A 22,403-nucleotide genomic window follows, 5' to 3' on the forward strand; every position below is an offset into this window, starting at 1 on the left:
GGTCAGTTTAGTTGGGGTTTTGCCGGGGTGTGATGATGTGGGTCACATCACCCAATCCAGAGGCGAACACTCTTGTGGCGAGGGGATTTATCCCCGTTGGGTTGCGAAGCAGCCCCAGAGTCGACCCACCACCGCGATTATCCGGTAGGGCGTAGGGGTTGCTGCGCAACCCAGCGGGGATAAATCCCCTCGCCACAAGAGCCTGCATGTCTCTGGCCCAAATAGGTTCGGCAGTTAAGGCAACTCACGACTCGCATAAAACGCGCTCAACACCTTCACCAAATGCGCCAGGTCGTGACTGCCGCACAGTTCGCGGATCGAGTGCATGGCGAACGTCGGCAAGCCGATGTCCACTGTGCGTACACCCAACTGACTGGCGGTGATCGGGCCGATGGTCGAGCCGCAGCCCATGTCACTGCGCACCACGAAGCTCTGCACCGGTACTTCCTCGGCCATGCACAGGTGACGGAAGAACCCGGCGGTTTCGCTGTTGGTGGCGTAGCGCTGGTTGGTGTTGACCTTGATCACCGGCCCGGCGTTGAGTTTCGGGCCGTGGTTGGCGTCGTGTTTGTCGGCGTAGTTGGGGTGCACGCCGTGAGCGTTGTCCGCGGAAACCAGCAGGGATTTCTGAATCGTCCGTACGAACGCTTCACCTTCAGGCAGCAAACGACGCAGGGTTTGTTCCAGCATCGGACCGTCGGCGCCACAGGCCGAGCAAGAACCGACTTCCTCGTGGTCGTTGCACACCAGCACGCAGGTCTCTTCGGTGTCGGCGTTCAACAAGGCTTGCAGGCCGGCGTAGCACGACAGCAGGTTGTCCAGGCGCGCGCCGGCAATGAAATCGCCATGCAGGCCGATGAGCGCGGCGCTTTGGGTGTCGTAGAAACTCAGCTCGTAATCGAGCACCACGTCGGCGTTCAGGCCGTGCTCGCGGGCCAGTTGATCGGTGAGCACGGCACGGAAGTCGACGCGCTCGTCACCGGCGAACTGGGCGAGGATCGGTGGCAGCTCATTCTGTGGATTGATCGCCCAGCCCTGGTTGGCTTCGCGATTGAGGTGGATGGCCAGGTTCGGAATCGTGGCGATCGGTGCCTTGAAATCGATCAACTGGCTTTCGACTTTGCCATCGCGGCGGAAGGTCACGCGCCCGGCCAGGGACAAATCGCGGTCGAACCACGGCGCCAGCAACGCGCCGCCATAGACTTCCACGCCCAGTTGCCAGAACCCGTGGCGTTGCAGCTCCGGCTGGGGCTTGACCCGCAGGCAGGGGCTGTCGGTGTGGGCGCCGACCAGGCGGATGCCATCGTGCAGCGGTGAGTTGCGGCCCAGCTTGAAGGCGATGATTGAAGAGTCGTTGCGCGTGACGTAGTAACGGCCGTTGGCCTCGGTGGCCCAGGTCTCGCGCTCGTCAAGACGCTGATAACCTTCCGCCTCCAGGCGTTGGGCAAGGCTGGCGGTGGCATGGAACGGGGTGGGGGAGGCCTTGAGAAAGTCGATCAGGCCCTGGTTCAACTCTGCGCGCATAAATAACTCCAGACAGCAATGCGCGGGAGTTTACCGTATTGGGGGGCGATGGGGAGGGTGGCCAGTGATTGATATCTGCGTTGAATGTGCCGCCCCCATCGCGAGCAGGCTCGCTCCCACAGGGGGCTCAGGGTGAACACAAATTTTGTGTACGCCTGCAATCCAATGTGGGAGCGAGCCTGCTCGCGATGCAAGCGCCGCTATTTTTCAGAACGGCGCCGGGCACTCGAAGCGCAGGCGTTCGCCGCTTTGCGGGTGGGTGAAGCTGAGCATGCTGGCGTGCAGGCACAGCCGTGGCCACGCAGCGAGGGCCTGGGGATGGGCGTAGAGGCCGTCGCCCAGCAGCGGATGACCCATGGACAGCATGTGCACGCGCAACTGATGCGAGCGCCCGGTGATCGGCGTCAGTTCGACCCGGCACCAGTCGCCGCAACGCTCCAGCACGCGCCAGAAGGTCAGGGCGTGCTTGCCGTGCTCATGATCCACCACGTGGCGCGGTTTGGTCGGCGGGTCGTAGCGCAGGGGCAGGTCGATGCTGCCGCTGTCCAGCTCCGGTTGGCCCCAGCACAGTGCTGTGTAGGCCTTTTCGGTTTCCCTGTCATGAAACTGCCGAGACAGTTCGCGATGGGTGTCCGGGTCTCGGGCCAGCAGGATGATGCCGGAGGTTTCCCAGTCCAGCCGGTGCACGATTCGCGCTTCCGGGTAGCCGTTTTCCTGCAGGCGGGTGATCAGGCAGTCTTTGTTATCGTCGGCCCGGCCGGGCACGGACAGCAGCAGGGTCGGCTTGTCGACCACCAGGACGGCGGCGTCCTGATGGATGATGCGGATGTTGGACAGGGGCATTCAAACAGTCTCGTAACAAACGCCAACGGCGGCTCGGGCCCGGCCCTTGTGGGAGCGGGCTTGCTCGCGAAAGCGGTGTCTCAGGCACATTGATATTGAATGTGCCACCGTCTTCGCGAGCAAGCCCGCTCCCACAAAAAGGGCTGTGGGGACCCGAGCCGCCGTGGCTCCCGCAGGCTCGATCAGCGATCCGGCAGGGTGATATTGAGTTCCAGAATCGAGCAACTGCCCTGGCTTTCCAGCGCCACATGCACATCATCAGACCCGATGTTGACGTACTTGCGGATCACTTCCACCAGTTCTTTCTGCAAGGCTGGCAGATAATCAGGGGTACTGCGCTGGCCGCGCTCGTGCGCCACGATGATCTGTAGACGCTCTTTCGCGACCGAGGCGGTACTTGGCTTTTTGTTGGCACGAAAGAAGTCAAAAAGATTCATTACCTACCTCCAAACAGGCGCTCGAAGAAACCTTTCTTCGTGACATCGAGGAACCGATGCTCTACGGTTTTGCCCAGCAGGCGATCGACCGCGTCGCTGTACGCCTGACCGGCATCGCTCTGGTCGTCGAGAATTACCGGCACACCGGAGTTGGAGGCCTTGAGTACCGCTTGGGATTCAGGAATCACGCCCAGCAGGGTAACGGCGAGGATTTCCTTGACGTCTTCCACGCCCAGCATTTCGCCATCACTGACGCGTTGCGGGTTGTAGCGGGTCAGCAGCAGGTGCTCCTTGATCGGCTCTTCGCCGTTCTCGGCGCGACGGGATTTGCTCGCCAGCAGGCCCAGCATGCGGTCGGAGTCGCGTACCGACGAGACTTCCGGGTTGGTCACGACGATCGCTTCGTCAGCGAAGTACATCGCCAGGTGGGCACCTTTCTCGATACCGGCCGGGGAGTCGCACACCACGAACTCAAAGTCTTCCTTGAGTTGCATCAGCACTTTTTCCACGCCTTCCTGGGTCAGCGCGTCTTTGTCGCGGGTCTGGCTGGCGGCCAGCACGTACAGGTTCTCAAGGCGCTTGTCCTTGATCAGGGCTTGCTGCAGGTTCGCTTCACCGTTGACCACGTTGACGAAGTCATAGACCACGCGACGCTCGCAACCCATGATCAGGTCCAGGTTACGCAGGCCGACGTCGAAATCGACGATGACTGTTTTGTGGCCGCGCAGAGCGAGGCCGGTACCGATAGCGGCGCTGGTGGTGGTCTTACCCACACCACCCTTGCCGGATGTAACCACGAGAATCTTGGCCAAGGTGTTTCACCCCTAAGGAAAAAGGACTTTGTCAGCCCCTGAAAAACATCTCTTGAAACTGCTGCAATTGGACAGGCTTGGCTGGAATCGGATGTTGGACGGGGTCTACCTCCGGTAAACACTGCCTTATCCTTTTTCCTACGTCGTTTAAGCCGTTTTCGCTACGTTTTAGAGATGCTTGGAAAATGCGGCAGTATCCGTTAAAGCCGAATGATGTTCAACACGTCGCCCGACAGGCTGACCTGGACACCGGCCCCCCACAGCGGGTCGCGACGCAGATCCTCGGAAACCTTGTACTGCCCGGCGATGGAGACCAGTTCAGCGCTCAACTGCTGACAGAAAATCCTGGCTTTCGTATCGCCCTTGACACCGGCCAGGGCACGGCCGCGCATCGGGCCGTATACATGGATGTTGCCATCGGCCAGAAGTTCCGCACCCGGGCTGACCGAGGACACCACGACCAGATCGCCACCCTGGGCATAAATCTGTTGCCCGCCACGTACCGGAGAGGTGATGACTCGAGTCGGCTTGATGGTCGGTTCGGGTGGTTTTTCCGGCTTTTTCCTGGCTTCGGCCGGGCTCAGTTCCAGTACCCGTTCCCGTGCGCCGGAAGGCGGCAGCACCGGAATGTCCACCGCGATGGCAGCCGCGATGTCTTCGATGCGGCTGGCCCGGATCGCCAGGGTGCGCAGGCCGTGCTGGCGGCAAACCCGCATCAGGCCCGGCAGATCCACGGCGCCTTCGCCGGCCGGGAGTTTGTCCAGGGCCAGTACCAACGGGGCATTGCTGAAGAAATTCGGGGCCTGGGCGACTTTGGCCGCCAACTGCCGGTCAAGGCTCTCCAGGTCGTTGCGGGCCAGCTCCAGCACCGTAATGGCGAGCATGCTGCCCTTCAGCTGGAACACGGGATCTTGGTCTAGCGGTTCGGTTTGGCTCATGGTCGGCGTACAACGGCTTGTCACTAAAAGTGCCGAGACTTATAACGAGATCGTCCCCGGGCCGCAAGCCGGGTCGAACGATGTAGAATGCGCGGCCCATGTCTTTATGGAAGCTGTAATGGATCGCCCGCGTTTTCGAGCTGCATTTTTTCATCCACGTTTCTGGCTGCTGTGGTGCGGTCTGGGGCTGTTGTGGCTGATTGTTCAGTTGCCCTATCCGCTGTTGCTGCGCGCCGGTCGTGCATTGGGTGCGCTGATGTATCGTGTGGCCGGCGACAGACGGCGCATCGCCCAGCGCAATCTGGAACTGTGTTTTCCTGAAAAGTCCGCTGCCGAGCGCAAGCGCCTGCTCAAGGAAAATTTTGCCTCCACCGGCATCGCCTTCTTCGAAATGGCCATGAGTTGGTGGTGGTCGCGCTCGCGTCTGGCGAAGCTGGCCCATGTCGAAGGGCTGGAGCATCTCAAGCAGGCCCAGCGCGAGGGCAAAGGCGTGATTCTGATGGCGCTGCACTTCACCACGCTGGAAATCGGCGCGGCGTTGCTCGGCCAGCAGCACACCATCGACGGCATGTACCGCGAGCACAAGAACCCGCTGTTTGACTACATTCAGCGGCGCGGGCGCGAGCGACACAATCTTGATTCCCTGGCGGTGGAACGTGACGACGTGCGTGGCATGCTCAAGTTGCTGCGGGCCGGCCGGGCGATCTGGTATGCACCGGACCAGGACTACGGCGCCAAGCAAAGTGTCTTCGTGCCGCTGTTCGGGATCCAGGCCGCGACGGTCACGGCCACCAGCAAGTTCGCTCGCCTGGGCAAGGCACGGGTGGTGCCATTCATCCAGGAACGCCTGGCTGATGGCAGTGGTTACCGTTTGGTGATCCAGGCGCCGCTGGAAGATTTTCCAGGGGAGAGCGAAGAGGCCGATTGCATCCGTATCAATCGGTGGGTGGAGCAGTCGGTCAGCCAATGTCCTGAGCAATACCTCTGGGCTCACCGGCGCTTCAAGAGCCGTCCGCCGGGCGAGCCCAAGCTGTATGACAAACGCGGTTGAGCCTGTCCACTTATTGAACACGGAGCGTTGCGATGACCCCACTTGAACCGGTGACAGGTTTGATTCTTTCCGGCGGCGGGGCGCGGGCAGCGTATCAAGTGGGGGTATTGGCAGCGATTGCCGAATTGTTGCCGGACGGGGCGGATAACCCGTTTCCGGTGATTGTCGGCACCTCCGCCGGGGCAATCAACGCGGTCAGCCTGGCCAGCGGGGCGATGGACTTCAAAGCGGCCATCGAGCGTCTGACGGCCTTCTGGCAAGCGGTGCGCAGCCATCAGGTGATGCGCAGCGATTGGTGGGGCGTGATTGCCCAGGCGAGCCGTTTCATCAGCCACAGCCTGCTGGGCCTGGGCGCCCGGTTACCGGTGGCGCTGATTGACAGTTCGCCGTTGCGTGAACTGCTCCAGTCTCAATTCCACGCCTCCGGTATCGAACAGGCAATCGAGCAGCAGCAACTGCGGGCCGTGGCAGTGACTGCGTTTGGCTATGAGTCCGGCCAGGCCGTGACCTTCTATCAGGGCCGCGGCACCATCGGCGCCTGGTTGCGGCATCGGCGAATCGGCGTACCGGCCCTGTTGTCGGTGGAGCACCTGCTCGCCAGTTCGGCGATCCCCCTGCTGTTCGCGCCGGTCAGGATCGGCCCGGAATATTTCGGCGACGGCGCGGTGCGTCAATCGGCTCCCATCAGCCCGGCCCTGCACCTGGGGGCCAATCGCGTGTTGGTCATCGGGGTTAGCGGCAATCCGCGTGGCCTTGGTTCGTCAGAGCCGTTGCAGCGCAGTTACACCGGCCAGCAACCGACCCTGGCGCAGATCGGTGGCCACATGCTCAACAGTACGTTCATTGACAGCCTGGAAAGCGACATCGAGTTGTTGGAGCGCCTGAACGGTTTCAGTCATTTGCTGCCCGATGACGTGCCAGCGCATGCGCTGGGGGCGGCGCCAGTGGACGTGTTGGTGATTTCGCCAAGCCAGCCGATCGACGAAATCGCCGCCCGCCATCGCCTGGAGTTGCCCCGGGCGCTGCGCATGTTCCTGCGCGGGCCGGGCGCAACCAAGACCAGCGGCGCCGGGGTGCTGAGTTATCTGCTGTTCGAAGCGGGCTATTGCAGTGAACTGATCGAGCTGGGACGCCAGGATGCGTTGGCCCAGCGCGAGGCGTTGAGCCGGTTTTTGCGGTTGTCCTGAAGATTGATGCAAGCAGTCCCACCGCTATCGCGAGCAGGCTCGCTCCCACAGGGGATTTGGGTGGATGTGAATCTTGCAGCCACCCGGAAAAAACTGTGGGAGCGAGCCTGCTCGCGATGACGGCGGCATATCCAACAGCTATTTAGCCTGACCCACCTCCATCGCGAGCAAGCTCGCTCCCACCTGGATCCTTGTGTTTCCAGAATTCAGGTGAATCAATCAGAAGTGATACTTGAGCAAGAAGCTGGTATTGCTCTGATCGGTCTTGAAGCCTTCGCTGTCTTTGATCCCGTATTTGTTCTTCCAGTAATCGTATTCCACACCCACATACAACTGTTTGGCGCCCAGCTTCAGTGCCTTGCCCAAGTCATACTTGATTTGCGGGTTGATGTGCAGGTTGGCGTGGTAAGTGCCTTTGGAGTTGCTGTCGTTGTCCACCACCCAGTCGATGAAGCCGTCGATCAGGATGTCCGATGAACCCACTGGGAGGGTATAGGCCCAGGCTGGAGTAATCTGCCAGACGTTGTCGCCCGCGCGCGGACCTTCGGTCTGGCGGTTGTAGAAATTCAACTGGAAGTAATCGAAACCGGGGATCGCCAGGTCGAAGCCCGGACCGATCAGGTAAGACTCGTTGTCACCCTCACCGAACTCATAGGTCATGGCCAGCAACACATCCTTGATCGGACCCAGTTCCAGCTTCTGGTCGAAGATTTTGCCGAACGACAGGCGTGGGCTGAACTCACCGTAGTAGGTGTTCGGGCCGGAAGTGCTGTCGTCCTGGCCGTTGTAGAAGATCCGGTCGAGGAAGAAGAAGTTATCGCCGTATTTCCAGGCATCGGCGTGCTCGAAGGTCACGGTTTGCTGGATGCGCGGGTTGACCTGGAAATCCTTGCCATAGAGATAGGTCAGGCTGTTGTTCTGCCATTGGAACAGGTCGTCGGCCATCGCTTGGCCAGCGGTCAGCAAAGATCCCGCAAGTATCAGGCTGGTGCACGTATGTTTCATTCGGTTTGCTCCCAAAGGTAAGTGGTACTGCATTTTTTTTAAGATCAGCGCTCTGGTGTGGCGCTTTTTTCTACGGAAAAAAACATCCGTTCGGTCAGCTTTTTGTTTGTGACAAGCGCTGACAGCAAGAGCTGAGCCAAGACCGGGGTAAATCGGAAAAATGGCTGGTTCAGGGGTTTGAAGCGGTCGAAAAAGTGTGTTCAGCGGGAGCCGATATCTGCCAACACTGCAATAGTTGGCGTATCGGTCAGGATCTGCTGGTTGTACGCGGCACCGGATTCAAACGGCCGCGCAGGATACGGCCCTGCATTCATGGGCTCAAGTGCCCTGCAACGGCGCATTCGTGGCGAATTTGGGGCGTGATGGCGGGGCTGGGTCATCTGATGCTTTCCTCTTGTTTTTATTGTTGAGGCGCAGGCAGTCGTTGACGGGCGACCGGTGGTGTGCCGGTCTGCCTGTCAGCGGTATTACGTGTAGTGGGTGATACCAGGTTTGAGGTGGGCGGAACTCAGTTGGTCCGCGCCCCCTGGGTGATCCACGCGCCGATCAGGTCGCGTTCCTGTTGGGTCATCTGGGTGATATTGCCCAGGGGCATGATCTGCGTCGCCACGGCCTGGGCCTGGATGCGCGCGGCTTGTTGCTGGATCTGTTGCGGGGTATCGAACATCACCCCGCCCGGCGCGGCGCTGAACAACGGGCTGGTGGGTTTGGCCGAATGACAGACCGAGCAGCGCTCCTGAATCACGCTGTGGACCTTCTCGAAGGAAGGACCTTGGGCGTTGGCGGCCTGGGCCGGCGTCGATGCCGGTGCGGCCGCGGGCGTTGCCGGTTTCGCGCCGCCCCCCACTGCCGTTTCCGGCAACGGTTGGTACTCGATCACGCCAGGGGTCTTGGCCACTTCCGGCGCTGTGGCCATGGGTTTTGGACCCGTGACATAAGCCAGGCAGATCATCGCCAGCGCGCCGACCGGCAGCGTCCAGGCATACTTGTTGCTGTCGTGACGTGTATTGAAATAGTGCCGCACCAACACCGCCGCCACGGCGATCCCAGCCAGGATCAACCAGTTGTACTGGCTGCCGTAAGTGCTGGGGAAATGGTTGCTGATCATGATGAACAGCACCGGCAGGGTGAAGTAGTTGTTGTGGCGCGAGCGCAGCAGGCCCTTGGCCGGTAGCGCCGGATCCGGCGTGCGGTTCTCGGCAATGGCCGCCACCAGCGCGCGTTGGGCCGGCATGATGATGCGGAACACGTTGCCGACCATGATCGTCCCGATGACCGCCCCGACATGCAGGTAGGCACCGCGACCGCTGAACACCTGGCTGAACCCATAGGCCGCGGCGATCAACAGCACGAACAGGATCAGGCCGAGCAGGGCAGGGCGTTTGCCCAGGGCCGAGTCGCAGAGAAAGGAATACACGAACCAGCCGACGAACAACGAGCCGATGCCCAGGGCGACGCCTTCGGGCCCGCTCAGGCTGCTGCCCGGTGCCAGCAGGTACAGGGTCGGGTTCCAATAGAACACCAGGCACAGCAGGGCGACGCCTGACATCCAGGTGAAGTAGGCTTCCCATTTGAACCAGTGCAGGTTGTCTGGCATGGACGGCGGCGCGAGTTTGTATTTTTCCAGGTGGTAGATGCCGCCACCGTGGATGGCCCACAAATCACCGGCCAGACCGCTTTTGGGGTTGACGCGATTGAGGTTGTTTTCCAGCCAGACGAAGTAGAACGACGCGCCGATCCAGGCCACGCCAGTGATCATGTGAACCCAGCGTACGCTCAGGTTCAGCCATTCCAGCATATGTGCTTCCACAGTCTTTACCTCTCGCCCGTCACGCTTGTTTTCGCGTGATCGGACCTTCTCTTATTGGTGGGGGGCGAGGATCAAACACTCATCCTCTTTGAAAAAATGCTCATCGCAGTTATTGCCTGTGCCACTGCGATCAACCACCAGGAAGTCATCCCGCTTTTCGATCGTCAGCACCGGGTGGTGCCAGACGCCGCGATGGTAATTGATGCCCTGCCTGCCGTTGGTGACGAAGGCGCGGGCCAAACCTGATACAGGTGCATCGCCAAGTGGCGCGACCACGATCAGAAAGGGGTTGCCGAGCAGCGGAATAAACGCCTGGCTGCCCAGCGGATGGCGCTCCAGCATGCGCACGGTCAGCGGCATGTCCAGCGCATCGGCGCGGAAGATGCTGATGATCGCCTTGTCGTCCGGCTCGGCGGTTTCCACCGTCGCCAGGCGATGGAAGCGCATGGTCGAACCATTGTTGATCATGAAGTGATCGCTGCCGTCGGTTTCGATCACGTCACCGAACGGGGCGAAGGCTTCTTTGGTCAACGGTTCGATCTTGAGTGTGCGCATGCTGGTCTTCTTATCCAAAAAATTCTGTGTCGTTTGTTCAGCTTCTGTGGCGAGGGAGCTTGCTCCCGCTGGGGCGCGAAGCGGCCCTCAAAATGGGACTGCTGCGCAGTCCAGCGGGAGCAAGCTCCCTCGCCACAGGTACGGTGTTTACTTCGCGACCTTGCCGAGCACCCGCAGGCGACTCACACCACCATCCGGGAACACATTGAGGCGAATGTGGGTGATCGGCCCCAAGGCTTTGATCTGCTCGGCGAAGGTGTGTTCGGCGTGCATTTCCAGCTTCTGGCTGGGCAGCAATTCGCGCCAGAACAGCGACTGGGTTTCGATCTGGCTGTCGGTACCGCCCTTGACGAACGCGCCCTGGATCGAGCAACTGTCCGGGTAGTTACCCTTGAAGTGCAAGGTGTCGACGATGACTTTCTCGACCTCGCCGGCATGGCCCAGGGCGACGATCACCCAGTCATTGCCCGGGGTACGACGACGGGCGGTTTCCCAGCCATCGCCCATGTTCACTCCGCGACCGGGGTTGAGGATGTTGCTCATGCGACCGAAGTGTTCGTCGGAACAGGCCAGGGCGCGACCGCCATTGAGGGCTGCGGCCAGGTCGATCTGTTCATTGTCGCCCACGGCCGACCAGTCGCGGTACGGAATGCCATAGACCCGCAGGCGGGCCACGCCGCCATCGGGGTAGATGTTGAAGCGCAGGTGGCTGAAGGCCTGGTCATTGCTGATTTCATGGTAGTGGTGGCTGTCGCCTTGCAGTTCCACGGCCGACAGCACTTCAGTCCATTGGGTATGTTCGTCTGGTTCGCCCGAGGCCAGGAAACAGGCTTCCAGGGACGCCGACGGCGGGTAGTTACCGGTGAAGAATGAAGTGTCGATGTCCACGCCCTTGATCGAACCCGGCACGCCCAGGCGGATCACCGCGCTGTCGTAGCCTTCGAAGCGCTTGCGGCGCGACTCCCAGCCGTCCATCCACTTGCCGTTGTCATCGAACACGCCCTCCTTCCATACGGCCGGCGTCGGCTGGAACAGACGGTTGGCGTCGGCGAACCAGTCATCGGTGACCGAAATGATCTTGGTGCCCAGGCGGGCGTCGGCCAGGTTGACGAACTTCTCGAAGGGTACGGCGTAAGCTTTCATTCTTCTTGTCTGCCTTTAGTAAGTTGGCTGGGGATGCTTGCAGGGGCCTGGGCCTCAGGGCTGCTCGCTAAAGAGTCAGTAATCGGAACAACGCGATCTTGTTGATCTCTGCCAGCGCGCATTTGAACTCGGTGTCTGCCGAGTGGTGGATGCGCGTTTCGAACGCCGCGAGGATCTGATGCCGGTTGCTGCCTTTTACCGCCATGATGAAGGGAAACTTGAACTTGGCTTTGTAGGCCTCGTTCAGCTCGGTGAAGCGTTGGAACTCATCGCTCGAGCATTGGTGAATACCGGCGCCAGCCTGTTCGTTGGTGCTGGCCTCGGTCAGTTGGCCCTGGACGGCGGCTTTACCGGCCAGGTCCGGGTGTGCGTTGATCAGTGCCAGTTGGCTGGCGTGATCGGCGCACAGCAGGATGTCGCTCATGCGCTGGTGCAGGGTTTCGATCTGGTCGATCGAGGGGTCCTGGCCCAGGTCGAAAGCCTTTTCGGCCACCCATGGCGAATGTTCGTAGATGTCGGCGAAGGCTTTGACGAACGCTTCGCGGCTCAAGGTCGAAGGCTTGAGGGTCTGGAATGCGGTCATTTCGAAGCCCCTGATTTCAAAACGCCCGGATGCGGGTGGGTCTGTTGCCAGTGGCGGGCGATGTCGACGCGACGGCTGAACCAGACCTGCTCATGACCCTTGGCGTATTCAAGAAAACGCTTGAGGGACGCGAGGCGGGCAGGGCGGCCGATCAAGCGGCAGTGCAGGCCGATGGAAAGCATCTTCGGCGCCTCGCTGCCTTCGGCATACAGCACGTCGAAGGCATCCTTGAGGTATTGGAAAAAATCGTCGCCCGTGTTGAAACCCTGGACCTGGGTGAAGCGCATGTCGTTGGTGTCCAGGGTGTACGGAATCACCAGGTGCGGCTTGCCGTTGGGGGTGTTCGGTTCCCAGTAGGGCAGGTCGTCGTCGTAGGTGTCGCTGTCATAGAGAAAACCGCCTTCCTCCATGACCAGCCGGCGAGTGTTGGGGCCCGTGCGGCCGGTGTACCAGCCCAGTGGACGCTCGCCAGTGATTTCGGTGAGGATGCGGATCGCTTCGAGCATGTGCTCGCGTTCCTGGGCTTCATCCATGTATTGATAGTCGATCCAACGATAACCGTGGCTGCAGATTTCGTGACCGGCGGCGACCATGGCACGGATCACGTCCGGGTGGCGCTGGGCAGCCATGGCCACCGCGAAGATCGTCAGCGGAATATCGAATGCCTTGAACAGCTTGAGGATCCGCCAGACACCGGCGCGGCTGCCATACTCGTAGAGCGATTCCATGCTCATGTTGCGCTCGCCCTGCAGCGGTTGCGCCGAAACCATTTCCGAGAGAAACGCTTCGGACTCCTTGTCGCCATGCAGCACGTTGCGCTCGCCGCCTTCCTCGTAGTTGAGCACGAAGGACAGGGCGATGCGGGCGTTGCCCGGCCACTGAGGGTGGGGAGGGTTACTGCCGTAACCGATCAGGTCGCGTGGGTAGTCAGCGCTCACTGCAGTTTTCCTTCTTGTTCGAACCATATAGGTGGCGCCTGGGCGATGAATCACAGGCTGGCGTCACAGCGATGGATTGATTGTATACAACTTTATGCTCACTTTGTAAGCCTGATTTTTTGCATTTTTCATCGCCGACCCTCGCGGGTCTACACTGCAAGAAACCTGCCCACTTGGTCAGCTAAATCAGGACAATCCATTGTATCGGCTGGTTTGATTGCCGATCGGGTCAGAACCCGCCGCGAATGAGGGAAAGGATAAATTTCTGTTTTTTATTGTGTACAATTTTCGTTTGAAGTGTCTTAATTCGCTCATCGCCGCAGCGTTTCGTGCTCCGAAACGGTGCGGTCTGTCTTTCAACTGATCAGGAGGCGTCGTGCCGGACTGCTGTGCAGCGAGGCGCGCTCAATCAATGGGACGTTTGACTACTCACGTTTTGGATGCCGCGCACGGCTGCCCGGGCAGCTCGATCAAGGTCGAGTTGTACCGCGTCGAAGGTGCGCAACTGCAACGGGTCGCCAGCGCGCTGACCAACAGCGACGGCCGCTGCGATGCGCCGTTGTTGCAAGGGGATGACTACCGTAGCGGCGTCTATCAGATTCAATTCCATGCCGGTGATTACTACCGCGCCCGTGGCGTCCAGCTGTCCGAGCCGGCGTTTCTGGATGTGGTGGTGCTGCGCTTCGGCATTTCGGCCGAGCAGGAGCATTACCACGTGCCCCTGCTGATTTCGCCCTACGCTTACTCAACGTATCGAGGCAGCTGATCCCCCCAAGCAGCTGCCTTTCCCTGGAAGCGACTGCGCATATAGCTTCTTTGGTTTTCGCCCGCTCACACTGCGGGCTTTTTTTTGCCGGCTTAGTTTTGAATATGTTTGCGCTGTTTTCGATCGAAATATGCCGGTATAGGCCGAACACATCAGGGTGCTGAACGACGGCAGTCTTGATCTGTTCTACCGGGTCTCCCAGTAGGTAAGCAGCCCGCCGCTCCTAGGTTTTGAAGCGGCGTGTTGCATGCAAACAGTGCCAATAATGCCCTGGTCTTTTTTTGGGGAATGTACTCACAGCCTGGAATTGTCGTCCCGGATGATGAAGACCGTATCAGCAAAACCGGGGCGGATTTGAGAGCCGCCCTTGAGCCAGATGATTTTGTTGGCCTGATGGGCATCTCTCACCGCTTTGGCGGCATCCTCGCCAACCTGGGTTTCGAGGTTGACACCGGTTGTATTTGGATTCATGTGCGTGGGCAGGGACAGTTTCGGGAGTCTGGTGCGATGCAGGCTCATGAAAAATACATAGTCATGCCCTGTCCGGCGAAATACCAACGCCGGAAAACTATTGAACGCGTTGGGCTCCATGACGGTATAGCCATTACGGGTCAGAAGACTGGCCATAAAGCGTTTGAGGTCCACGGGCGAGTAAGTCGTAAGGAAAAACAGCCACTGGCGCTGGAACCGCAAGGGATCAAAATCCAGCCGGTCCAACGTTCCGCTCGAAGAAGCCACAGGCAGGTCTATTGTTCGCGCAGCGCCTCTGGCCGTGGGTGAAGTCGGGATAATCGGTAGCATCAATAACGGATCGGACCATTGCGGATGCAGTGAGGGGGTGGCGTTTTTCCAACCGTTGTAGATCTGCCTGAGCGCGGTCAAGCCCGCGGCATCGGCAAAAGGCGAGTTATTGGCCAGCTCAAATTGCCTTCTTGCGATGTTTTCCAGGGTGACGGTCGTGACTTCCGGGAAAAAGTCCCTGACGTAACCCGTCAGTGGTTTCTCGAAGGGAAGCCTGGCGTCGATCTCCCAGTGATTGTCCGGGGGCACTCGTATTGCGCTTCGGGGCTGCTCGTCGGGGGTATGCCTGAGCGTCGCCTCCAGCACGTCGAAATCATAGGCGGGGTGGGTGGGCTGCTGGATGTAGGCGATCGGGTATTCGCGGGCGTCGCTGTGGGTCACCACCTTGAAATGAACGCTGTCTATGGTGATGTATTCAGGCACCGTGAATCTTGGCTCAACCCCCCAATTCTTGGTGAATGCCAGGGCGCTTTGCGCAACTTCCTCGCTGGGTGGAGGGGACGTGCGCGCGCGCTTGGGCGCCACCACGTCAGAGAGGTCATCGTCCGACAGGCTTTGTAGTGTGATAGTGAGATCGGGATCAATGCTGTGCGTCACGACATGGTCTGTGGCGCGCCGCCATAGCAGGCTTCCTTCCACTTGTTCCAGGCGTGGTCCGGAGGCGATGAGTTCAATGCCTGCCCGGGCCCGGTATCGATCCGCGGAGTCACGACCAAGCAGCACCGTCCCACCCTCTTCAAGCTCGACATAGGTGCGCGTCCGGAATGTGCGGATTCCGGTGGTTGCGTCTGGCTCCGATAACATGGGGACCAGCTCGGGTGAAAGATAATAGTTGTCCAGCGACTCCGAGAGATGAGCGGAACGGGTGGATGGCTGTGATGCGATGTCCGATACCTGAATGGTCGGCGGCTGGGGTTCAGCGGCTTCAGTCTGTCGTCCGGGCTGGGAGGCGGAACCTTGATCGGCTCTTTCTCCGCTCAAGGCACTCCTGAGCAGGGAGTCCACCGTCGAGTCGCGACGGGTGTGGGGGGCATCGCGGGATGAGGTAGGAATATTGGGACGGGTGTTTCGTTTTGGACTCATTGAGGTAATGGCTCTTAAGTTGAAGATATAAAAACTAATGCGCCCTGAAAGTTCATGGCCTGTCGAGCAACGGCAGTTGACAGGCCACGGGCTTAAAACATGTTCAATGAAAACGAACCGGTAAGTGCACTACATATGTATTGCACTTAAAAATAATCGGAGGGTGAAAGTTACTTTTGTTCAGGGCGCCTTTCGTCGACGCGAAGCGCCCAGTCAAAGTAGGGAAGTTCCGTGCCGAAAGCCGCGGCCAGCGTTGCCGCTTGCGCACGTACCATCGAGTGACTCAATGTCAGGTTCTCCACCAGCTCGATGCACTTTTCCCGCAATGAACGAAGTGCCTCATCGCTGGCGGGTGGGGTCTGGTCGAGGCCTTCGCGGGCAAGTTCCCGATAGATGTTGAGGTGATGGTCACACAGGTTTATTTTTTTCAGCTGTGCTGCCGTGATCGTACGTGACTTGTCGCTATCCAGCGTCCACTGGCGGGTCTTCAGGTGATAACTCAGCGCGCCGGCAGATCCATCCTTGACGGCAATGTTCAAGACTTTCAGTTCTTTGGCCGCCAGCTTGGACAACTCGTCGGATAACGTTGCGCTGACATCGACCGGCGGAACGAAATAGCGGCCATCAAGCGCTTCCACGTAAACTCGCTCGAACAGGCTGTCGACAGCATAAATGACACCTTGTGCGGTAATGACTCGTATCGAATCGATCAGGTCTTGGGCTTCATAAACGGGGAGGTAAATGACGGTTGCACCCACCTGCAGCAGGTTGGCGGTCAGTTTTATCTCCACTTGGCCCAGGTGCGTGGCATCGAGTTCCCATCGGGAGGCATGGGGTAACTGGGGCTTGGCGCTGGCCAGTGCGCCCGGCGTGGACAGGCGCAGGGTCATGTTCGGGGTCAGGTGAACGAGGTAGGTCGAGCCTTCGCCAATCAGCACCTCAATACCCGTTTGCTCAGCGGGTGATGTGAGCATGGCGCAGGTCGCCCGGCTGCGCATGTAGTAGGGTTTTTTATCCATGGGCTGCAGATAGGTGTAGGGCTTTCTTGTTGGCATGAGCGGCAGGGGCGCTTCTTTTTTCCACGCCACCGGGTCTTTGTCTATGAAGGTTTCGTCCAGCAACAGGCCGTAGTCGGGGGAGGGTTGGGTCAGACGGTAAGACGAGCCGTCATTCATGACGAGGATAAACGTATGATGCGAACCCAAGGCGGAAAGTACGCGTCGCCCGGTCTTGGCGTTTTGCGCGCTATAACGCTCATCGGAACTTGCCAGGTTCTTCAGGACAACTCGACGGGTGCCGAAGTGTAACGTCAGGCCGCACTCGCCATAGCGCACAGTGTCCCCTTCGTCCTCCTGCGTGACGTGGGCGTTGTAATGGGCCTCTATGCGGGTCAGGTCGGAGTGAAGGCAGTCCAGATGGAGCGTGGTGGAGAACGCGCTCTTTTGTTTTATCGTCAGGGTAGTGAGCTCGACAAGACGGGAAACATGATAGGCCGAGTCTCTGTCGAAGGGGACCTGCTGCTCGCTTCGATCTGGCAAGATGGCCGGATTTTGCGGTGTGCCCTGTTGCACGATGACTGCTGCAATGTCCAGTGGGCTCGCGTGCTCGATCCTGTCAGGCAGGTCGGGAACCAAGTGGTAGCCATCCTTCGTGACGAACGTCAGCCTGCTGTTCTGTAAGGCCCTTGGATATTCCGTGTCTTCGTAGACTGTCCTGAGGGTGACTTTGCGAAGTTCCCAGTCGTTTGCATCGAAGCATGAAGTAATGACCAGGCAGCCTTCTTCGATTCGCCAGCTGTCAATCAGGTCCGCTCTCCAGTCCAGTGCGATGACACTGTTGCCCACGCCGTCCTCGGTGATCGATACGTGGCCGGGTTTATGTGCGATGGCGTAGGCGTCATCGCCAGGACCACCATCGGCGTTACGGTTGTTTCCACTCAGGATGAAAATCTGGTCATCTCCCGCCCCAGCCTCGATTGAATCGTTGCCGCGGGATTTGATGATGTTTGAGCCGGCGCTGCCTTTGATGACGTTGGTACCACCCTCGAGGATTTCAACATTCTCGATGCCTTCAAGCACGGCGTGGCGGTACCGTCCGTTCTCGGTGTCAGGCGTGGCTTGGGTGATGATCGACACATGTCCGGCGTCCAGGTCGACCTGATAGCCCAGGCGCGGCGCCTGACGATGGCTGGCACGCCCTGACAAAATGAGCGTGTCATTGCCCAAGCCTCCCACCAGGCTACTGTCTGAAGAGGTGGGGTTTGCGCCGGGCACTTGCGTCGAACCTTCGAAAATGAAGACGTCATCTTTCAAGCCGCCGCTGAGCTTTTTAACACCCGCGCCGTAATGGAAGACATTGGGCTTGTTTTCCACGCCAAGAACCGTGTCGTCGCCACCGCCGATATACCAATGGACGCCTTTATGGTCTGCCGCTGCGCCGAGGATTGCCCCGGGCGTTTCAGCGGTCACGCCTTCACGCGCATCGATCCAGTCGTCGCTGTCTTTGATCCTGGGGCGCACTGCGGTCGCTTGGTATTTTTCCCCGGTCCACCAGTTCCAGGTGTTGTAGTTCACCGCTTCGAGTTCTACGGTGAACTTGCCATTCACAACCGCTTCAGTGCTGTCTTTCAGTGGCCCCTTGAGTAAGTTCAAGGCATTGGCCCGAAGGCGTTTCGTATGTTCAGTGCCAGTCTTGGCGATGATGTACCGGTCCTGTACATCCTGATCCGGGCTGATCGTCCAGAAGGCGAACCAACCGGTGCGCAGGCGTTCGTGTACGGTGAGTTCAATATAGTCGTCGATTTCATCGACCTGACGAACCGCGCCCCAGACCTGTGACCCGACCATCAGGATAAGCCCTGCGGCGAGGCCCACGGGGCCGGCTGAACTGAACCCCGCCAGGGCCGCGATGCCGATGGTTACGGTCATGGCGGCACTGGTGACACTCAAGGCCGCGCTGACGTAGTGATCGATGGCCTCGTTGCCGGTGGTGTTGGCGGCAGCCTTGAAAGAGTCGACAGCGGCGATGATGTCGAAAGGCAGCGTCAGCACGCTGGCAATCAAGCCACTTCCCCGTGCCAGTCTTGTGGCGAACGTCGTTTTAGCGAAGCCCCCAAGTGAACGCTGGCCGGCTCTGATCATCTGGGTCGCTTGTCTGGTCACGGCCGCTTCGACGCCGATTGACGCGACTTCGGCGGCGACGCTGGCGCCGTTGAAAACGGTCTGGTAGGTGTCTTTGTCGCGAATGGCGTCCTGCAGGCCGCACAGGCCGCTGTAGATGCCGAAAGCCTGAAGTCCCAGCCCGGTAGGAACGAGGATCTGACTCTTGGCTGTGCTGACCCAACTGAATGTTCTCAACGCAAGCCCACCGACATCGAGCCTTTGGGCAGACTTCAGAAGTTTGTCGAGCGTGTTGCAGTTACCGCCGGTCCCCGCTTGTAATTCAGGCGTTCTCCTCAACAGGGGGGGCGCGGAGACCGGGCGTTGACTCGCCATCTCGAATAGCAAAGAGGGCAAGCGATAATCGTTGGCATCGGTCGTTAGTTTCAGGCGGGTCTCGACAGCCACTGCACTGAACTGTAGCGAGTTCACGAAAAAGCGATTGGCGCTACGGAAAAAAGTATTGTCACCCTCGAGCGGCTGTCCATCGGTCGTTGCGCCAAGCGCATTCAGAGCCGAGCGAGTGATGCTTACGGAACCGATGTGTAGCGGGCCGTAGAGCTTGTCCACGACTTCCAGTTGGGCCTGCCTGTGCTTATGTTCCTCAATGGGCTGTCTTTGATCGGCCACCTTGAAGTCGAGCGTCTCGACCGTGTACTTATTGGTATGAACATCCAGATCCGTAACGATCACGGCGTGATCGTCAGGAATTGAGGAGGGCTGGAAAACTTTGGCCATTTTGAACTTCCTTGTTCAACGATAAGTGAATGGCCCTCTATGTAAGATGTTTTCCTTAACGGTGTATATCGATGGGTTGTTGCTATGTTTTGCCAAAGCCTTAAGTCAAAAAGATAAGCGATTTCGCAAAACCAGCGGGTTCAATGGCTGGACATTAAAGAGGCCGCGCCCGCGCCGCCAAATAACCCTGCGCTGATGCGATTGAACCAACTCTGACCTTTACCTGTGCGCAAATACCGCGCGGCGCCATGGGCACCGAGGCCATAGGCCAACTTGCAGAGCAGATCAAGGACGGTCCAGGTGGCGATCATGATCAGCAGTTGCGGCAGGAACGGTTGTTCGGCGCTCAAGAACTGCGGCAGGAAAGCGGCGAAGAACAGAATGTCTTTGGGGTTGCTGGCACCCAGCACGAATGCCCGGCCGAACAGGGCGCGAAAGCGTGGGATGGCGGCGGCCTGGGGCACTTCGGCCCCCTGGGATGGCTGGCGCGATTGCTGCCAGCTCTGCCAGGCCAGGTAAAACAGATACAACGCACCGACAATCTTCAAGGCGCTGAACAGTTGCTCCGACGCCAACAGCAATGCACCGAGCCCCAGCGCCGAAGCGCTCAACAGGCAAATCGAGGCGATCACGCCACCCAGGAACGCCGGATAGGAACGGCGCAGGCCATAGTTCAGGCTGTTGCCGATCATCAGCAACGACAGTGGGCCGGGGATGAGGATCACCACCAGGGCGGCGCCGCTGAACAACAGCCAGGTTTCCAGATTCATTGCTTTGCTCCTGATGCAAGAACGCCTCACCCGACGGGGTGAGGCTGATGAATATCCGTGCCTACAAAAAGATGAACTTGGCGATGAAGATCGCGCAGAGCACCCACAGACTGACAGAAATTTCCTTGTGTTTACCCGTGCCGGCCTTAAGCACCACATAGGTGATGAAGCCCAGCGCAATACCGTCGGCGACCGAAAAGGTCAGGGGCATCATGATGGCCGTGACGATGGCCGGGATACTGTCGGTCGCTTCGTCCCATTCGATGTGGGCCATGCCTCCCATCATCAGCATGGCGACATAGATCAAGGCACCCGCGGTTGCGTAGGCGGGGATCATCCCGGCCAGTGGTGCGAAGAACATCGCGGCAATAAATAGCACACCGACCGTCACGGCGGTAAGCCCTGTACGGCCACCCGCCGCGACACCCGCGGCGCTTTCCACATAGCTGGTCACCGGCGGCACGCCGACCATGGCGCCGAACACACTGGAGGCGCTGTCGGCTTTCAGGGCCTTGGACAGGTTCTCGATCTTGCCATCAGGCTTGACCAGCCCGGCACGCTGGGCAACGCCCATCAGGGTGCCGGCGGTGTCGAACATGTGCACGAACAGGAAGGCCAGCACGACGCTGATCATGCTGACGTTGAATACACCGACCACATCCATCGCCATCCAGGTGGGCGCCAGGCTCGGTGGTGTCGACATGACCCCGTTGTATTGCACCAGCCCTAGGCCCCAGCCGGCCAGCGTCACGGCAATAATGCTGATCAGGATCGCGCCGAACACGCGGTGATAGCTGAGCACGGCGATCATCAGGAAACACACCGCAGCCAGTAACGGGCCGGGCTCGTGCAGGGAGCCGAGCTTGATCAGGGTCGCGGGGCTGTCCACGACGATGCCAGCGGTCTTCAGGCCGATCAGGCCGAGGAACAACCCGACTCCCGCCCCCATGGCATAACGCAGGCTCACCGGAATGCTGTTGAGCAGCCATTCACGCACCCGCGACAGGGTCAGGAACATGAACAGCACACCGGAAACAAACACCGCGCCCAATGCGGTTTCCCAGTTGTAGCCCATGGTGCCGACCACGGTGTAGGTGAAAAATGCGTTCAGGCCCATGCCCGGTGCCAGGCCTACCGGCCAGTTGGCGTACAGGCCCATCAACAGGCAACCCAAGGCGGCGGCGATGCAGGTCGCGACGAATGCGGCGCCGTGATCGATGCCGGCGTCGGCCATGATGTTGGGGTTGACGAAGATGATGTAGGCCATGGTGATGAAGGTCGTCAGACCGGCAATCAGCTCGGTCTTCACCGTGGTGCCATGCAAGCTGAGTTTGAAGATGCGCTCCAGCCAGCCAGTGCGTAGTGGCGGCGAGAGGTCCAGCGTCCGGGCTTCGGGTTTGCGGCTTTCCACAGCGAGTACTCCTCAAGAGTTTTATTGTTATTTCCAGCACGCCCGCCCCCTGAGGGTGGCGGCGTTGCTTTGAGGCAGGTAAGGCTGGCGAGGTTTTTTTGACCTGATGGTCAGGAACTCGCACGAAGCGAATTATGCTTTTGTATACAAATAAAGCAAATAATGTTTTCTGTCTTGTCGACGAAAAGTCTGGGGAATAGGGATATATCGACTGTGAGGACGCCATCGCGCGCAGGCTCGCAGAGGGCGGCGTCGTTCATACATTTTGTGCGCACCCGGATTCACTGTGGGAGCGAGCCTGCTCGCGATAGCGTCAGTTCGCGCGCTACAAAATCAGCAGAGCTGACATCAGTTCACCAAGCCCTTCCCCAGCGCCAGATTCACCGCCAGCCACCCATCCACGGCTTCCTCCCCAGCTTCGGCAAACACGCGCTCCAGCAATTTCACCTGCTCACGACGCAACGCCTGTTCGAACCGCTCGCCCTCGGCCGTCAGCGCCAGCAGCCGCTTACGTTTGTCGGTTTCGGACGCAACGCTGTTCACCCAATGCATTTCCATCAACTGGCGCAACGGCATGTTCAACGCCTGCTTGCTCACGCCGAGCAGGGTCAGCAATTCCTTCACGCTCAAGGATGGATAGCGGGCGATAAAAAAAACGATGCGCTGATGCACCCGGCTCAGCCCGCGACGCTCGAGCATTTCATCGGCCTTGGCGGTAAACGCCTGGTAACCGAAGAAGAACGCTTCCATGGCCATCTGCTGGGAGGTCGGGTTTTTAAGGTCAATCATGTTGACGTATCCATGGAGGTCGGAGTAGTTTCGGTCAACCAGTTTGACTCATTTTTCCAGT

19 protein-coding genes are annotated in these 22,403 nt (G+C 59.4%); 3 read left to right on the top strand and 16 right to left on the bottom strand.

Annotated elements, in window-relative coordinates; translation table 11 throughout:
• Positions 1–234: 234 nt before the first annotated feature.
• The 5 genes from AAIS01_RS19255 to minC all read right to left on the bottom strand — a co-directional run bounded on the left by AAIS01_RS19255 (position 235) and on the right by minC (position 4,554).
• The gene (locus AAIS01_RS19255) at positions 235–1,524 is read right to left on the bottom strand and encodes a M18 family aminopeptidase (RefSeq protein ID WP_214913461.1); all 1,290 of its coding nucleotides are present in this window, start codon (positions 1,522–1,524) and stop codon (positions 235–237) included.
• A 207-nt stretch (positions 1,525–1,731) separates the two neighbouring features.
• Positions 1,732–2,367, bottom strand: coding sequence for an RluA family pseudouridine synthase (locus tag AAIS01_RS19260; protein ID WP_092400258.1), 636 nt, complete (start codon positions 2,365–2,367; stop codon positions 1,732–1,734).
• 182 nt (positions 2,368–2,549) lie between these two features.
• A complete protein-coding gene (gene minE / locus AAIS01_RS19265; RefSeq protein ID WP_003179111.1) occupies positions 2,550–2,804 on the bottom strand; it encodes a cell division topological specificity factor MinE in 255 nt (84 codons plus the stop codon).
• Positions 2,804–3,616 carry a septum site-determining protein MinD gene (gene minD / locus AAIS01_RS19270; protein WP_042728954.1) on the bottom strand — a complete coding sequence of 271 codons (813 nt, stop codon included), beginning with the start codon at positions 3,614–3,616 and terminating at the stop codon, positions 2,804–2,806. Before minD ends, minE begins: the two co-directional genes overlap by 1 nt.
• Positions 3,617–3,816: 200 nt before the next feature.
• Complete coding sequence (gene minC / locus AAIS01_RS19275) at positions 3,817–4,554, bottom strand: septum site-determining protein MinC (protein ID WP_092400256.1); 738 nt, start codon at positions 4,552–4,554, stop codon at positions 3,817–3,819.
• Positions 4,555–4,672: 118 nt separating this feature from the next.
• On the opposite strand from minC, the gene AAIS01_RS19280 reads away from it, so the two are divergent.
• Both AAIS01_RS19280 and AAIS01_RS19285 read left to right on the top strand, forming a co-directional pair.
• Positions 4,673–5,605 carry a lipid A biosynthesis lauroyl acyltransferase gene (locus AAIS01_RS19280; RefSeq protein ID WP_343470260.1) on the top strand — a complete coding sequence of 311 codons (933 nt, stop codon included), beginning with the start codon at positions 4,673–4,675 and terminating at the stop codon, positions 5,603–5,605.
• A 32-nt stretch (positions 5,606–5,637) separates the two neighbouring features.
• Entirely contained in the window at positions 5,638–6,792 is a 1,155-nt protein-coding gene (locus tag AAIS01_RS19285) for a patatin-like phospholipase family protein (RefSeq protein ID WP_343470262.1), read from the top strand.
• 219 nt (positions 6,793–7,011) lie between these two features.
• Here the strand turns inward: AAIS01_RS19285 and AAIS01_RS19290 are convergent, their stop codons facing one another.
• The 6 genes from AAIS01_RS19290 to puuE form a co-directional block, all read right to left on the bottom strand.
• On the bottom strand, positions 7,012–7,797 hold the full coding sequence (locus tag AAIS01_RS19290) for an outer membrane protein OmpK (protein ID WP_343470263.1): 786 nt from the start codon (positions 7,795–7,797) through the stop codon (positions 7,012–7,014).
• A 508-nt stretch (positions 7,798–8,305) separates the two neighbouring features.
• Positions 8,306–9,607, bottom strand: coding sequence for a urate hydroxylase PuuD (locus AAIS01_RS19295; protein ID WP_343470265.1), 1,302 nt, complete (start codon positions 9,605–9,607; stop codon positions 8,306–8,308).
• Between the two features lie 51 nt (positions 9,608–9,658).
• Positions 9,659–10,162 carry an ureidoglycolate lyase gene (locus tag AAIS01_RS19300; protein WP_343470267.1) on the bottom strand — a complete coding sequence of 168 codons (504 nt, stop codon included), beginning with the start codon at positions 10,160–10,162 and terminating at the stop codon, positions 9,659–9,661.
• A 147-nt stretch (positions 10,163–10,309) separates the two neighbouring features.
• Positions 10,310–11,305, bottom strand: coding sequence for an allantoicase (alc, locus tag AAIS01_RS19305; RefSeq protein WP_092400246.1), 996 nt, complete (start codon positions 11,303–11,305; stop codon positions 10,310–10,312).
• Positions 11,306–11,372: 67 nt separating this feature from the next.
• A complete protein-coding gene (gene uraD / locus AAIS01_RS19310) occupies positions 11,373–11,888 on the bottom strand; it encodes a 2-oxo-4-hydroxy-4-carboxy-5-ureidoimidazoline decarboxylase (RefSeq protein ID WP_047229635.1) in 516 nt (171 codons plus the stop codon).
• Positions 11,885–12,826 carry an allantoinase PuuE gene (gene puuE / locus AAIS01_RS19315; RefSeq protein WP_343470269.1) on the bottom strand — a complete coding sequence of 314 codons (942 nt, stop codon included), beginning with the start codon at positions 12,824–12,826 and terminating at the stop codon, positions 11,885–11,887. The genes uraD and puuE overlap by 4 nt, the downstream gene beginning before the upstream one ends.
• 412 nt (positions 12,827–13,238) lie before the next feature.
• Between puuE and uraH the strand changes: the two genes are divergently transcribed.
• Positions 13,239–13,592: a hydroxyisourate hydrolase gene (uraH, locus tag AAIS01_RS19320; RefSeq protein ID WP_214913452.1), complete on the top strand. Its 354-nt coding sequence runs from the start codon at positions 13,239–13,241 to the stop codon at positions 13,590–13,592.
• Positions 13,593–13,886: 294 nt separating this feature from the next.
• Here the strand turns inward: uraH and AAIS01_RS19325 are convergent, their stop codons facing one another.
• The 5 genes from AAIS01_RS19325 to AAIS01_RS19345 form a co-directional block, all read right to left on the bottom strand.
• On the bottom strand, positions 13,887–15,374 hold the full coding sequence (locus tag AAIS01_RS19325; protein WP_343470270.1) for a hypothetical protein: 1,488 nt from the start codon (positions 15,372–15,374) through the stop codon (positions 13,887–13,889).
• A gap of 272 nt (positions 15,375–15,646) precedes the next feature.
• Positions 15,647–19,372 carry a calcium-binding protein gene (locus AAIS01_RS19330; protein WP_343470271.1) on the bottom strand — a complete coding sequence of 1,242 codons (3,726 nt, stop codon included), beginning with the start codon at positions 19,370–19,372 and terminating at the stop codon, positions 15,647–15,649.
• Between the two features lie 140 nt (positions 19,373–19,512).
• Positions 19,513–20,142: a LysE family translocator gene (locus AAIS01_RS19335; protein WP_343470272.1), complete on the bottom strand. Its 630-nt coding sequence runs from the start codon at positions 20,140–20,142 to the stop codon at positions 19,513–19,515.
• A 61-nt stretch (positions 20,143–20,203) separates the two neighbouring features.
• Positions 20,204–21,553 (bottom strand): NCS2 family permease, encoded by a 1,350-nt coding sequence (locus AAIS01_RS19340; protein ID WP_076383799.1) that lies wholly within the window; start codon positions 21,551–21,553, stop codon positions 20,204–20,206.
• A 348-nt stretch (positions 21,554–21,901) separates the two neighbouring features.
• Entirely contained in the window at positions 21,902–22,342 is a 441-nt protein-coding gene (locus AAIS01_RS19345; protein WP_343470273.1) for a MarR family winged helix-turn-helix transcriptional regulator, read from the bottom strand.
• Positions 22,343–22,403 lie beyond the last annotated feature (61 nt).

It is taken from the genome of Pseudomonas halotolerans (assembly GCF_039581215.1).
GTDB classification, from domain to species: domain Bacteria; phylum Pseudomonadota; class Gammaproteobacteria; order Pseudomonadales; family Pseudomonadaceae; genus Aquipseudomonas; species Aquipseudomonas tehranensis.

Excerpts from the sequence above, each read along its gene's own strand:
- AAIS01_RS19255 (WP_214913461.1), bottom strand. The coding sequence starts at position 1,524 with ATGCGCGCAGAGTTGAACCAGGGCCTGATCGACTTTCTCAAGGCCTCC.
- AAIS01_RS19260 (WP_092400258.1), bottom strand. The coding sequence starts at position 2,367 with ATGCCCCTGTCCAACATCCGCATCATCCATCAGGACGCCGCCGTCCTG.
- minE (WP_003179111.1), bottom strand. The coding sequence starts at position 2,804 with ATGAATCTTTTTGACTTCTTTCGTGCCAACAAAAAGCCAAGTACCGCC.
- minC (WP_092400256.1), bottom strand. The coding sequence starts at position 4,554 with ATGAGCCAAACCGAACCGCTAGACCAAGATCCCGTGTTCCAGCTGAAG.
- AAIS01_RS19280 (WP_343470260.1), top strand. The coding sequence starts at position 4,673 with ATGGATCGCCCGCGTTTTCGAGCTGCATTTTTTCATCCACGTTTCTGG.
- AAIS01_RS19285 (WP_343470262.1), top strand. The coding sequence starts at position 5,638 with ATGACCCCACTTGAACCGGTGACAGGTTTGATTCTTTCCGGCGGCGGG.
- AAIS01_RS19290 (WP_343470263.1), bottom strand. The coding sequence starts at position 7,797 with ATGAAACATACGTGCACCAGCCTGATACTTGCGGGATCTTTGCTGACC.
- AAIS01_RS19300 (WP_343470267.1), bottom strand. The coding sequence starts at position 10,162 with ATGCGCACACTCAAGATCGAACCGTTGACCAAAGAAGCCTTCGCCCCG.
- alc (WP_092400246.1), bottom strand. The coding sequence starts at position 11,305 with ATGAAAGCTTACGCCGTACCCTTCGAGAAGTTCGTCAACCTGGCCGAC.
- uraD (WP_047229635.1), bottom strand. The coding sequence starts at position 11,888 with ATGACCGCATTCCAGACCCTCAAGCCTTCGACCTTGAGCCGCGAAGCG.
- uraH (WP_214913452.1), top strand. The coding sequence starts at position 13,239 with ATGGGACGTTTGACTACTCACGTTTTGGATGCCGCGCACGGCTGCCCG.
- AAIS01_RS19330 (WP_343470271.1), bottom strand. The coding sequence starts at position 19,372 with ATGGCCAAAGTTTTCCAGCCCTCCTCAATTCCTGACGATCACGCCGTG.
- AAIS01_RS19335 (WP_343470272.1), bottom strand. The coding sequence starts at position 20,142 with ATGAATCTGGAAACCTGGCTGTTGTTCAGCGGCGCCGCCCTGGTGGTG.
- AAIS01_RS19345 (WP_343470273.1), bottom strand. The coding sequence starts at position 22,342 with ATGATTGACCTTAAAAACCCGACCTCCCAGCAGATGGCCATGGAAGCG.